10 protein-coding genes are annotated in these 12,226 nt (G+C 68.1%); 3 read left to right on the forward strand and 7 right to left on the reverse strand.

The window, feature by feature from the left end:
• Position 1: 1 nt before the first annotated feature.
• From AACH00_RS05175 to hemE, 6 genes are all read right to left on the reverse strand, one after another.
• The gene (locus AACH00_RS05175; protein WP_341398018.1) at positions 2-1,975 is read right to left on the reverse strand and encodes an aminotransferase class I/II-fold pyridoxal phosphate-dependent enzyme; all 1,974 of its coding nucleotides are present in this window, start codon (positions 1,973-1,975) and stop codon (positions 2-4) included.
• Between the two features lie 148 nt (positions 1,976-2,123).
• Positions 2,124-3,179, reverse strand: a complete 1,056-nt coding sequence (locus AACH00_RS05180; RefSeq protein ID WP_341398019.1) for an MBL fold metallo-hydrolase — start codon at positions 3,177-3,179, stop codon at positions 2,124-2,126.
• A gap of 20 nt (positions 3,180-3,199) precedes the next feature.
• Entirely contained in the window at positions 3,200-4,135 is a 936-nt protein-coding gene (locus AACH00_RS05185; RefSeq protein ID WP_341398020.1) for a DUF805 domain-containing protein, read from the reverse strand.
• A 61-nt stretch (positions 4,136-4,196) separates the two neighbouring features.
• A complete protein-coding gene (locus tag AACH00_RS05190; protein WP_341398021.1) occupies positions 4,197-5,552 on the reverse strand; it encodes a tryptophan--tRNA ligase in 1,356 nt (451 codons plus the stop codon).
• A gap of 99 nt (positions 5,553-5,651) precedes the next feature.
• Positions 5,652-7,838 (reverse strand): primosomal protein N', encoded by a 2,187-nt coding sequence (locus AACH00_RS05195; protein WP_341398022.1) that lies wholly within the window; start codon positions 7,836-7,838, stop codon positions 5,652-5,654.
• 386 nt (positions 7,839-8,224) lie between these two features.
• On the reverse strand, positions 8,225-9,316 hold the full coding sequence (gene hemE, locus AACH00_RS05200) for a uroporphyrinogen decarboxylase (RefSeq protein WP_341398023.1): 1,092 nt from the start codon (positions 9,314-9,316) through the stop codon (positions 8,225-8,227).
• Positions 9,317-9,460: 144 nt separating this feature from the next.
• On the opposite strand from hemE, the gene AACH00_RS05205 reads away from it, so the two are divergent.
• Genes AACH00_RS05205 through AACH00_RS05215 form a run of 3 tightly spaced genes read left to right on the forward strand, consistent with a single transcriptional unit; the run spans position 9,461 to position 11,643 of the window.
• Positions 9,461-10,120, forward strand: a complete 660-nt coding sequence (locus tag AACH00_RS05205; protein WP_341398024.1) for a LemA family protein — start codon at positions 9,461-9,463, stop codon at positions 10,118-10,120.
• Positions 10,121-10,132: 12 nt separating this feature from the next.
• Positions 10,133-11,116 carry a TPM domain-containing protein gene (locus tag AACH00_RS05210; RefSeq protein WP_341398025.1) on the forward strand — a complete coding sequence of 328 codons (984 nt, stop codon included), beginning with the start codon at positions 10,133-10,135 and terminating at the stop codon, positions 11,114-11,116.
• A complete protein-coding gene (locus AACH00_RS05215; protein WP_341398026.1) occupies positions 11,116-11,643 on the forward strand; it encodes a TPM domain-containing protein in 528 nt (175 codons plus the stop codon). The genes AACH00_RS05210 and AACH00_RS05215 overlap by 1 nt, the downstream gene beginning before the upstream one ends.
• A gap of 134 nt (positions 11,644-11,777) precedes the next feature.
• Here the strand turns inward: AACH00_RS05215 and AACH00_RS05220 are convergent, their stop codons facing one another.
• Positions 11,778-12,194 (reverse strand): F0F1 ATP synthase subunit epsilon, encoded by a 417-nt coding sequence (locus AACH00_RS05220; RefSeq protein WP_341398027.1) that lies wholly within the window; start codon positions 12,192-12,194, stop codon positions 11,778-11,780.
• Positions 12,195-12,226: the final 32 nt, after the last annotated feature.

Raw genomic sequence — 12,226 nt, forward strand, 5'->3', positions numbered from 1 at the left:
TTCAGCGCTCCGGCAGCGCGGCGCGCTCGTCGTCGCTCAGCACCCGCAGGCGCCACTCGCCGTCCATCTGCGCCAGGCCGTGCAGATCGATCGAGCGCTGGGTCTGCAGCAGCCGCACCAGGTAGGCCACCACCGCGGGCTCGATCACCTGACCCGGCACCAGCACCGGAATGCCCGGCGGGTACGGCACGATCTGGTCGCAGCACACGCGGCCATTCAAGGCCGCATTCGGCTGGCCCTGCTCGTCGAGCAGCGGCATGCGCACGCCGGCTTCATAAAACGCATCACGCGGCAGGCAGGCCAGCGCCGTGAAGCGCGGTGCCTCGGGCATGCGGCCGTAGGTGAGTGGCGGCCGACGGTCTTTGGCCAGACGCAGCATCGAATCAAACAGCCGGCTGACCTTGCTGCGCGTGGTGCCGATGGTCAGCAGCAGCGTCAACGTGTTGTGCGTGTTCTTCTCGACCTGGATGTTGTAGCGGTTGATCAGCTCGTCGCGCAGCTCGTCAGCCGACCAGCCGCTGGCCGAGATGTCGATGGTGAGCTTGGTCGGGTCCAGGCGAATGCCGTCGTCCTTCACTTCCTCGGGCAGCATGTCGGCCAGCGACAGCACACGGAACGCACCGGTGGCGTTGATCTTCTCGCGCAGCTCGTGGGCGAATTTCAGCGAGCGGTCGAGCAGGCGGTAGCCCTCCATCACGGCCTGCTTGCGGGCCACGTCGAGGCTGGCGATCAGCGTGTACTGCGGGCTGGTCGACGCGTGCATGTTGAAGTTCTCGCGGAACAGATGCTCGTCGAAGGCCGGGTCGTTCACATGGATCATGCTGGCCTGCGAAAACGCCGACAGCACCTTGTGGGTGCTCTGGGTGACGTAGTCGGCGCCGCACTCCAGGGCGGTCGGCCGCAGCTCGGGGTGGAAGCGGGCGTGGCCGTACCAGGCCTCGTCGACGATCACCTTGATGCCGGCGGCGTGGGCCTCGCGGATGATGGGCGCGAGGTCGTAACGGAAGCCGTCGTAGGTGCAGCTGGTGAGGATCAGCACCTTGGCATCGGCGTTGGCGGCGATGGCCGCGCGGATGGTGGCCAGCGGCACCGGCCCGAAGATGCCGTATTGCCGGTTCACGGACGAATCGAGGTACACCGGCCGCGCGCCCGACAGGATCACGCCGTGATGCACCGACTTGTGGCAGTTGCGGTCGAGCAGCAGCTTGTCGCCCGGCGCTAGTAGGGTCTGGAAGATGACCTTGTTCGACGTGCTGGTGCCGTTGGTGGCGAAGTAGGTCTTGCGGGCACCGAAGGCCTTGGCGGCCAGCCGCTGGCTCTGCGCAATGACGCCCGTGGGGTGCAGCAGCGAATCAAGCATCGGCACGCTGCACGACAGGTCGGCGCGCAGCATTTCCTCGCCGACGAAGTCGTAGAAATCGCCCACCCACGGGCTGCCCTTGAAGCTGTCGCCACCGGCGTGGCCGGGCGTGTGCCAGCTGTCCTTGGCCTGGGCCACATAGGCGCGCAGCGCGTCGTGGAACGGGGTTTGTGCCTTCTCGGCCACCTCGGCCGCGAGGATGCGGAACCAGCCGGAAAAATCGTGTTCGTTGCGGAAGAAGTAGCCGTCCACCGCGTCGCTGGCGAGCTGTTCCACCAGCAGCTTGTCGCTGTCGTCTTCCAGCAGCATGTAGACCGAGAGCTCGGGCCGCGCGTCGATGATGCGCTGGGCCAGGATGACGGCGGGCGCGCCCTGCCCCTCCGGCCCGGACGGGCCGTGGTCGATCAGCACCACCTGCAGATCAACGCCGCTGGCAGGGGTGGCCAGCACCATGTCGAGGGCGCTCTGGTCACACGGGCAGCCAACAGCCTGCAGGCCATGCGGGTTGTCGCCCGAAGCCTCGCGCTTGTGCGCGGCGGCGTTCAGTCCGTCGGTGACTTGCTGGCGAAAATTCGCATCGGCGCTGATGACCAGCACCTGGGTCGCCGGTTTCATGGCGCTCACTCCTGATGGTTGTGTTCTTCAGGCCGTGCCCGCTTGTGGCGCGCACGGCTTGTTCATGCAGGCAGTGTAGGCAAGGTGCGTGCCGCCCCCGGGCAGGGTTGACGCGGGGTGTGGGGTTCCGCCTGAGGCGGCGAGGCCTTCAGCCGCGGCGCGGAGGCAGCACCCGGGTGCCGCCGATGGGCAGCACGAACACGGCATCGTCCGACACGTTCTGCGCAGCGCGCAGCCGCTGCAGCTCACGCGGGGGCTCGTCGAGCGGCTCATCGGTGAGCGCGAACGTGCCCCAGTGCACGCCCAGGCTGCGCTGGGCGCCGAGGTCGTGGTGGATGCGCAGGGCCTCTTCCACGTTCACATGCTGCGGCGCCATGAACCAGCGGGGCTCGTAGGCGCCGATGGGCAGCAGCGCGATGTCAAAGCCGCCGGCCTGCTGACGCTCAGCGAAGCGGGCCTTGAGCGCAGCGAACTCCCGCGAGTACGCCGTGTCACCCGCGAAGAACAAGTGGCAATCAGGCGCGAACATCGCAAAGCCGCCCCAGAGCGTGGCCATGCGGTCGGCGATGCCGCGCGCCGACCAGTGCTGTGCGGGCACCAGCATCACCTCACTCTGGCGGCCGCAGGCGCTGTCCACCATCACCGACTGCCACCAGTCGAGCTCGTCGACCGTGTGGATGCCCAGCTTGGCGAACCAGGCTTTCAGGCCCAGCGGCACCACGAAGCGCGGCGGGCCACCGGCTTGTGCGGCCAGCGCACGCACCGAGGGCGCGCACAGATGGTCATAGTGGTTGTGCGACACCATCACCACGTCGATGTGCGGCAGCTGCGCCAGCGACAAACCCGGTGGCTGTTCACGCCGCGGGCCGACAAACGACACCGGCGAGGCGCGCTCGGCAAAGATCGGATCGGTCAGCACATTCAGCCCGCCCAGCTGGGCCAGCACGGTGGCATGGCCCACCCAGGTGACGGCCGGCACCATGGCCGCACCGGCGGTGGCATTGGCGTGCAGCCAGGCCAGGTCAGGCGGCACCTGGGGAATGGGCGCCTGCGGCGGCTTGGGCAGGCCCTCGGCACGCGCATTCCAGCGCCAGCGCAGCACGTCCGCCAGCGACTTCACCTCGAACGGCGCGGCCACGTTGCGAAACCCATCGGCCGTGTGGTGCGGCTGGTCAGGTTGGAAGTGCGGGTTGCGGCGTGCCACGGGGGTCTCCGGAAGGGGGCTCAATGGCCAGCGAAGCGGGCCAGCATGCGGATGGAGCTCCACAGCAGCAAGGCGCCCACGGCCACCAGGGCCAGCGTGGCAATCACGATGCTCATCACGCTGCCGGCTTCAGGCCGCGGGCCGTAGTCGTTGTCATCGGGGTTACCCGGCCAGAGCATCAGCACCAGGGTCATGATGGTGCCCACGGTGGGCACCACGCTGAGCACGGCCCACCAGCCGGTGAGGTTCAGGTCGTGCAGGCGCAGCACGTTCAGGCGGATGCTGAGGAACAGGTACGCCACCGCCGAGATCAGAAACACCAGGCCCGACACGATGCCGATCGAACGCAGGGCAACGGTCAGGATGGCCAGAAAGACCACCATCATCCAGAGGCTGCTTGACGCGGCACGCAGGCGGCCCACGCGGCCCTCCATGCTGGTGCCGAACAACGCAGGCTCATCCTCATGGGCCCAGCTGCGGAAATCGCGCGGGGGCGGTGCATGGCGCGTGCTGCCAAAACCCTGGCGGGTTGGCGGCGCGTCCATGTCGCCGCGGGCCTCGGCTTTGGTGCCCGCATCGAACTGGGGCGCGGGTGCGGGCTCAGGCAGGCGGGGTGCGGCGGGCTCTGGCTCTGACGGCGGCATGGCCGCCACGGCCATTGGCACCAGGCTCAAGCCGGCAGGCGCGGGTGTGGCCGCAACGGGGGCGGCTGGCGCCGCTGCAGCAACGTCCTCCTCCATGCTCAGCTGCGCACCCAGCGCCGCAAAGCGTTGCACCCACTGCTGCGCCTTCTGCAGGTCCAGCCCGCGCTTGATGACGGCGCGCCGGCCGCTGAACAAGGCACCGAGCCGCGCCTCATCGAGCTGGAGTTGCGCGCCCAGCGCCGCACGCACGGCGGCGGGCTCGAAGCCTGGCAGCACGCCGGCTGCATAGACGAGGTGGTAGGTGGTGCTCATGAGGTGTGCGTGGACTGGCCCGCCACCGGGGCCTGCACCCCCGTGGCGAGGCGGGTGCGGATCAGGTGTTGGAAGCGCTCGACGCGTTCTTGTCGGCTGCGTCAGCGGCCTCAGCCGCGGCAGCCAGCAGCGCTGCCAGCGCATGGGCCACATCGTCTTCGCTCACGCCATCACCGCGCTGCACGGGGGCGCCGGCCAGCGCAGCGGCGCCGTCGGTCTTGAGCTTCTTCACCCATTCACCGGCATCCCTGCCGCCGGCAAAGGCACTGCTCTGCAGCAGCACGCGGCCATCGGCGGCGCTGAGCTTGAAGTAGAACTGGCCGTCGGCTTCGCGGTATTGCTTGAACACGGCGAGCGCCGGCTTGGCGCGCGCCACCGGGGCGGTTGACGCCGCCAGTGGCTGGAAGGTGCGCAGGCCTACGGCATGGCGCAGGCGCGCCAGCAGCGGCGCGGCTTCGGCACGGGCACGGGCAGCGCCGGCCTGCAACGTGGCCTCGATCTCTTCCGGGTGCGCCATCAAGGCGTCGTAGCGCTCGCGCATCGGGCCGATCTGGCCGTTGATCTGGTCAAACAGGCGCTGCTTGGCATCGCCCCAGCCCAGGCCGGCACGCAGCTCGTCGCGGAAGGCCGCGCGCTGCGCCGGCGTGGCAAACGCATCAAAGATGCTGACCAGGTGCGAGCCGTCCGGGTCCTTGGGCTCACCGGGGAGCTTGCTGTCTGTGACGATGCGGGCGATGGCCTCGCGCAGGGCCTTCTCGCCGCCTTCGAACAAGGGAATGACGTTGTCATAGCTCTTGCTCATCTTGCGGCCATCCAGGCCAGGCAAGAGCTCCATCTCGGCTTCAACCTCGGCCTCGGGCAGCACGAAGAAATCTTCGCCACGGCCGAACAGGTGGTTGAAGCGCTGGGCCACATCACGCGCCATCTCGATGTGCTGGACTTGGTCCTTGCCCACCGGCACGCGGTGCGCGTTGAACATCAGGATGTCAGCGGCCATCAGGATCGGGTAGCTGTACAGGCCCATCGTGATGCCGGCGTCCGGGTCTTCGCCGGCGGCCACGTTGGCGTCCACCGCGCCCTTGTAGGCGTGTGCGCGGTTCATCTGGCCCTTGGAGGTGACGCAGGTCAGCAACCAGGTCAGCTCCGGAATTTCAGGCACGTCGCTCTGGCGGTAGAACACGACCCGCGCGGTGTCGAGGCCGGCAGCCAGCCAGGTGGCGGCGATCTGCAGGCGCGAGGCTTCGATGCGGGCCGGGTCGTCGCACTTGATGAGCGCGTGGTAATCGGCCATGAAGAAGAAGCTGTCGACGCCGGGCTCGCGGCTGGCGGCGATGGCCGGCCGCAAGGCGCCGACGTAATTGCCCAGGTGCAGGGTGCCGGTGGTGGTGATGCCGGTCAGGACGCGGGTGGAGGCCATGGTGCGCAGAAGGATCAGGAGTGACAACGAGGGGAGCAGCCGCAGCCGCTCCGCAAGCCGTGATTGTGGCTGGCTTTGCCGCCAGGGCGCCACGCAGGCTCAGATCGACAGCGGATCGACGTCGATGGCCCAGCGCACGATGCCCTTGTGCTGGCTGCGCAACGCGGGCAGCGCGGGCGTCCACACGGCCAGCAGGCGTTGCAGCAGCGGCCGGGTCGGGCCTTCCACCAGCATCTGCCGCCGCTCGAAGCCAGCCACCTTGGCCACATGCGGTGGCACGGGCGCATAGAACATCACGTCGGTCAGTTGCTCGGCCGGCAGCAGGCTGCGAGCCAGGTCGCGCGCGGCCTTGAGGAAGTCCTCGGCAACCGCTGCCTCGCGCGCCTCGCAGCGCAGCAGCGCCAGGTGGCTGAACGGCGGCAGGCCGGCCATGTCGCGCTCGGTGAGCTGGCTGGCGGCAAAGGCGTCGAAGTCGTGCTTGCGCAGGGCGGCGAACAGCGGGTGTTCAGGCACCGAGGTCTGCACCCACATTTCGCTGCGGGCCGCGGCTTCAGCGTCGCGGCCGGCGCGGCCACCGGCCTGCATCAGCGTGGCGAACAGGCGCTCCGGCGCACGGAAATCGGCGGTGAACAGGGCGCTGTCGGGGTTGACGGCGGCCACCAGCGTGACGCGGCGGAAATCATGGCCCTTGGTGACCATCTGCGTGCCGATGAGCACATCCACATCGCCGGCATGCACCGCAGCGAGTTGCTGCTCCAGCGTGCCCTTGAGGCGGGTGGTGTCGGCGTCGATGCGCGCCACCCGCGCGCCGGGCAGCGCTTCAGCCATCTGCTCTTCAAGACGCTCGGTGCCGCGGCCCATCGGCTGGATGTCCTGGTTGCCGCAGTCCGGGCAGGCGCGGGGCACGCGCTCGGTAAAGCCGCAGTGGTGGCAGCGCAGCGTGCGGTCGAGCTTGTGGAACACGCGCCAGGCGCTGCAATGCGGGCAGCCGCTTTTCCAGTCGCAGGCGGTGCAGTGCAGCACCGGCGCAAAGCCGCGGCGGTTGAGGAACAGCAGGCTCTGCTCGCCGCGCTCGATGCGCTCTTTCACCGCGGCCAGCAGCGGCGGCGCCAGCGCGGGCGGCTCTTGCCCGCGGGGCGGCCGGGGCTGGGTTTTCATGTCGATGATGCGCACCGCGGGCAACACGCCCTGCCCCACGCGCTGCGCCATGGTCAGCAGCCGGTAGCGGCCCGTCTGCGCGTGCTGCCAGCTTTCAAGCGAGGGCGTGGCGGAGCCCAGCACCACCGGGGCGCGCTCCAGCCGGCCGCGGTACACGGCCAGATCACGCGCGGAATAGCGGGCGCCGTCCTGCTGCTTGTAGCTGGGGTCGTGCTCTTCGTCGACGACGATCAACCCCAGCCGCGGCAGCGGGCAGAAGATGGCGAGCCGCGTGCCCAGCACCAGATCCGCATGGCCCAGGTGCGCCGCCAGCCAGTTCTGCAGGCGCTGCGCCGCCGTGAGGCCGCTGTGCAGCGACACCAGCTTGCGGCCCGGGAAGCGCTCAGCGAAGCGCTGCTCCAGCTGGGGCGTCAGGTTGATTTCGGGCACCAGCACCAGCGCCTGGCGCCCGATGCTAAGCGCATGCTCCGCCGCGCGCAGGTAAACCTCGGTCTTGCCGCTGCCAGTCACGCCGTGCAGCAGGTGGCAGGCGGGTTGGGCGGCGTTGAAATCGGCCGTCAGGCTGGCCAGTACGGTGTCTTGCTCGGGCGTGAGCGGCGGGCGCTGCGGGGCCTCGGCGGCTGTGGTGGGCGTGTCGTGTGGCTCAACGGCCAACTCAGTTGCGATTTCGGCAGCTTGTGCCACCTCAGCCGCAGCCGATTTGCGTTTGCGCTTTGGCGCAGGCGGCGGCAGCAGGCCCAGGGCCTTGTCGAGCTTGCGCAGACGCTTGAGCAGGCCGGCATCGTCCAGCTTGCGCAATTCCGGCGGCAACACCGACAACGCGACCTCGCCCAGCGCACGCTGGTAATAGCGCGCGGTGAAGCTGACCAGGGCACACCAGGCAGGCGGCAGGGGCGGCAGGCTGCCCAGCGCCTCGATCACCGCCTTGAGCACGACCGGCGAGCCGTCAGCGGCGCTGGCGTCAGGCGCGTCATCGTCTGCCTGCCAGACCACGCCCAGGGTTTCGCGCTTGCCCAGCGGCACGCGCACCAGCGTGCCCGGCGCCCAGGCGTCGGCGGCCTCGTAATCAAGCACGTCGCCCAGGCCGGCGTGCTGGGGGGTATCGACCGCAACCGCCAGTCGGTACATCAGGGTTGTCCCGCCAGAGTGTGGATAAGCGCCTGAAAGCTCGATGTTTTCTGAAGGAAAGCGTTTAAGTCCATGATTGGAAAGCACTTTTGCGCTTACCCACCGAGGCTGTGGATAACTTTGTGGGAAAGCTGAACAAAGATGCGCTAACTGCTTGATCCATCAGGCTTCAGTTCGATCTGCACACTTTTGTCGCAACGGAAAAAATATCAATCGAATCAAGGACTTGCCACACGTTGCCGAGCGATGCGGGTTTGAGCCTATGCGCGTCGCGCCGCGAACGCTCGCTCGGCCCTTTTTGGGGATAAGTCAAGCCCTGAGCGCTCACTCACAGGATAAATACCGACCTCATCCCTTCGGTGGATGACAAGCGGCACCCCAGTTGTTCACACGGGCTGACGCAACTTCCGGGAATGGCTGTGCACCGCCTCGACCAGCGCCGTGACATGCTCCGGCGGCGTGAACTGGCTGATGCCATGGCCCAGATTGAAGATGTGGCCGTCCCAGCCGCCATCAGCGCGTTGCGGGCGGCCGAAGCTGTCGAGCACCTTGATGGCTTCGCGCTGCACGGCTTCCGGCGGGGCGAACAGCACGTTGGGGTCGAGGTTGCCTTGCAGCGCCACACGACCACCCACGGACGCCCGGGCGCGAGCCAGGTTCACGGTCCAGTCGAGGCCCACCACATCGGCGCCCAGATCAGCGATTTCGGGCAGCCACAGGCCGCCGCCCTTGGTGAAGCAGATCACCGGCACGGGTTGGCCGTCCTTGGTGCGGTTCAGTTGCTGCACCACGCGGCGGGTGTAGGCCAGCGAGAACTCCTGGAACGCGCCGTCGGCCAGCACGCCGCCCCAGCTGTCGAAGATCATCACGGCTTGCGCGCCGGCATCGATCTGGGTGTTCAGGTAGGTGGCCACCGAATCGGCGTTCACGCTCAGGATGCGGTGCATCAGGTCCGGGCGGCTGTAGAGCATCGACTTGACCTGGCGGTAGTCGTCCGAGCCGGCGCCTTCCACCATGTAGCAGGCGAGCGTCCACGGGCTGCCCGAGAAGCCGATCAACGGCACCCGGCCGTTCAGGGCCTTGCGGATGGAGGTGACGGCGTCGAAGACATAGCGCAGCTTGTCCATGTCGGGCACGGCCAGCGCGTTCACCGCGGCTTCGTCGCGCACCGGCTTTGCGAACCGTGGGCCTTCGCCCTGCTGGAACGACAGGCCCAGGCCCATGGCGTCGGGCACGGTGAGGATGTCGGAGAACAGGATCGCGGCGTCCAGCGGATAGCGCTCCAGCGGCTGCAGCGTCACCTCGGTGGCATAGTCGGTGTTCGTGGCCAGCCCCATGAAGCTGCCGGCCTTGGCCCGGGTGTCACGGTACTCCGGCAGGTAGCGGCCGGCCTGGCGCATCAGCCAGACAGGCGTGTGGGTGGTGGGCTGGCGCAGGCAAGCGCGCAGGAAGGTATCGTTGACGAGCGGTGCGAACATCCGGCGATTATCCCCGCCAGCGTGAAAGCCACTTTGACGCAGCTTGAACTTCGGGCTCCTCGCCCGCATCTTGAAGAGGTGACAGCGCCAGCGCTGTGCCTACTCCGGCCCCTCGGGGCCCTTTTCCAGCAGGAGATTGTCTTCATGCGTTCCCCCCGAACTTCGCGCGTGCTGCGCACCGTGACCCTGGCCGCCGTGGTGGCTGGCTCGCTGTCTCTCGGCGGCTGCGGCTACAACGAGTTCCAGCATCTGGACGAACAGACCAAGTCCGGCTGGTCGGAGGTGCTGAACCAGTACCAGCGCCGCGCTGACCTGATCCCGAACATCGTGGCCACGGTGAAGGGCGAAGCCAACTTCGAGCAGGAAACGCTGACCAAGGTGGTGGAGGCCCGTTCGCGCGCCACCGCCATCCAGGCCACGCCGGAACTGGTGAACGACCCGGCGGCCTTCCAGAAATTCCAGGCGGCCCAGGGTGAGCTGACCAGCGCACTCAGCCGCTTGCTGGTGGTCAGCGAGAACTACCCCAACCTGAAGGCCAACCAGGGCTTCCAGGATTTGCGCGTGCAGCTCGAAGGCACCGAGAACCGCATCACGGTGGCCCGCAACAAGTACATCCAGTCGGTGCAGGCCTACAACGTGCTTGCCCGCAGCTTCCCGACCAACCTGACGGCCAAGATCTTCAGCTACGAGGTGAAGCCGGGCTTCACGGTGGAGAACGAAAAGGCGATTTCGGCTCCACCGACGATCAGCTTTGACAAGGCGCCTGCAACGCCAGCCCCTGCCTCTCCGTCTGCGTCCAAGTAAGGCGCGGCCACCATGCGGGCCACACTGACCGCCCACGCAGCCTGGCCTCGCGCCCTGGCTGCCTGGTTGATGCTGCCCCTGCTGGCCGCCATGGCCCTGCTGTGCAGTGCCCTGCCAGCGGTGGCCCAGGAGGGGCTGGTGGCGGTGCCCCCGCTGAATGCGCGGGTGACCGACCTCAGTGCCACGCTCAGCCCGGTGCAACTGAAGGCGCTGGAGGCCAAGCTCGCCGGCGTTGAGTCAGAAATCGGCTCGCAGGTCGTGGTGCTGATGGTGCCGAGCACCCAGCCCGAGGACATCACCAGCTACGCCTACCGGGTGGCCGACCAGTGGAAGATCGGCCGCAAGGCCGTGGGCGACGGGCTGTTGATCGTCGTGGCGAAAGACGACCGGAAGGTGCGCATCGAGGTGGCCAAGGCGCTGGAAGGCGCCGTGCCCGATCTGGCGGCCAGCCAGGTGATTGAGCGGGCCATCAAGCCGGCCTTCCGGCAAGGCGACTACGCCGGCGGCCTGAACCAGGCCGTCGACCAGCTGGCCAAGCGACTTCGGGGCGAAAGCCTGCCGGTGCCGGCAGCCACACCGAACAGCGCTCAGCAGGGCTACAGCGACCCGGGCTGGGAGCAGTACGCCATGTTCCTGCTGATTGGCGTGCCCGTGATCGGGGCGGTGTTGACCGGCATCCTGGGCCGCGTGCTGGGCTCCTTGGGCACTGGTGGTGCGGCAGGTGCGATTGCGTGCGTTGTGACGGGCAGCACGCTGGTGGGCGTGGGGGCCGGGGTGTTCGCGCTCATTCTGGTGGGCGTGCTGGGCATCGGCGCCAGCCGGCGCAGCAGCGGCAGCCGAGGTTTCAGCTCGCGTGGCTCGCACCTCGGTGGTGGGCCGGTCATCTGGGGTGGTGGAGGTGGCGGCGGCGGCTGGGGTGGCGGCGGCGGGGGCGGTGGTTTTTCGTCCGGCGGCGGTGGCGACTTTGGCGGCGGCGGCGCCTCGGGAGACTGGTGATGCCTCTTCAACCCGTTTCTGGCTCACGCGTGTGGCGACTGCTGCGCCACCGCTGGTGTGATGAACGCGACGTCGCCCGCGCTTTGCCTGATGACGCGCTCGCGCGGCTGGAAGCAGCCATTCACGCCAGTGAGCACCAACATACCGGCGAGTTGCGCGTCAGCGTCGAAGCCGGCCTGCCGCTGAGCTACCTGTGGCGACGCGCCAGTGCGCGTGCCCGGGCCATCGCGCTGTTCGGCAAGTTGAATGTCTGGGACACCGAGCACAACAACGGCGTGCTGATCTACCTGCTGCTGGCCGAGCGCTCGATCGAGATCGTGGCGGACCGTGGCCTCGCGCGGAAGGTGCCGGCGGCGGAATGGCAAGCGATGGTGGCCCTGCTGGCGCCGGCCTGTCGGGCCGGTGATTTTGAGGGTGGCCTGCAGCAATGCGTGAGCCTGGTGGGCGACTTGCTGCGGCAGCATTTCCCGGCGGCCGAGGGCAGTGCGCCGAGGAATGAGCTGTCGAACAGCGTGGACCTGCGCTGAGCGCCGCCACCGCGAACATCGACATCGCCCGGGCACCACCCCTGTTCAGGCAATAAAAAACCCGCCGTGCGCCGAGGCGCAGGGCGGGTTGGTCTGCATCGAAGTGGCCCGTCGACCACCCCGAAACAACTGGTTCAGCGGCGCTGGCGCAGCTTCTGGATGGCGGCCAGCTGGGCGGCCATCGTGGCGAATTCGCCTTGAGCGGCCGCGAAGTCGATGTCGCTCTTGGCGTTCTTCATCGCTTCCGCAGCCAGTGCCTTGGCTTCCGAAGCCTTGGCCTCGTCCAGGTCACGGCCGCGAATGGCGGTGTCGGCCAGCACGGTCACCGTACCCGGTTGCACTTCAAGAATGCCGCCGGCGACGAAGACAAACTCTTCCTCACCGTCTGCACGCTCGATGCGCACCGCGCCCGGCTTGATGCGGGTGATCAGCGGCGTGTGCTTGGGCAGAATGCCCAGTTCGCCGTTTTCGCCCGGCAGCGCGACGAATTTCGCCTCGCCCGAAAAGATGGACTCTTCGGCGGAGACAACGTCAACGTGGATGGTTGCCATGCTCGGTCTTTCCAGTGGGGTTGAAGAAGATT

The organism is Ideonella margarita (assembly GCF_038066635.1).
GTDB classification, from domain to species: Bacteria; Pseudomonadota; Gammaproteobacteria; order Burkholderiales; family Burkholderiaceae_C; genus Ideonella; species Ideonella margarita.

Bases quoted from the DNA above. Each gene is read 5' to 3' on its own strand.
- AACH00_RS05190 (WP_341398021.1), bottom strand. From the start codon at position 5,552: ATGGCCTCCACCCGCGTCCTGACCGGCATCACCACCACCGGCACCCTG.
- AACH00_RS05215 (WP_341398026.1), top strand. From the start codon at position 11,116: ATGCCTCTTCAACCCGTTTCTGGCTCACGCGTGTGGCGACTGCTGCGC.
- AACH00_RS05175 (WP_341398018.1), bottom strand. From the start codon at position 1,975: ATGAAACCGGCGACCCAGGTGCTGGTCATCAGCGCCGATGCGAATTTT.
- AACH00_RS05195 (WP_341398022.1), bottom strand. From the start codon at position 7,838: ATGTACCGACTGGCGGTTGCGGTCGATACCCCCCAGCACGCCGGCCTG.
- AACH00_RS05210 (WP_341398025.1), top strand. From the start codon at position 10,133: ATGCGGGCCACACTGACCGCCCACGCAGCCTGGCCTCGCGCCCTGGCT.
- AACH00_RS05205 (WP_341398024.1), top strand. From the start codon at position 9,461: ATGCGTTCCCCCCGAACTTCGCGCGTGCTGCGCACCGTGACCCTGGCC.
- AACH00_RS05220 (WP_341398027.1), bottom strand. From the start codon at position 12,194: ATGGCAACCATCCACGTTGACGTTGTCTCCGCCGAAGAGTCCATCTTT.
- AACH00_RS05185 (WP_341398020.1), bottom strand. From the start codon at position 4,135: ATGAGCACCACCTACCACCTCGTCTATGCAGCCGGCGTGCTGCCAGGC.
- hemE (WP_341398023.1), bottom strand. From the start codon at position 9,316: ATGTTCGCACCGCTCGTCAACGATACCTTCCTGCGCGCTTGCCTGCGC.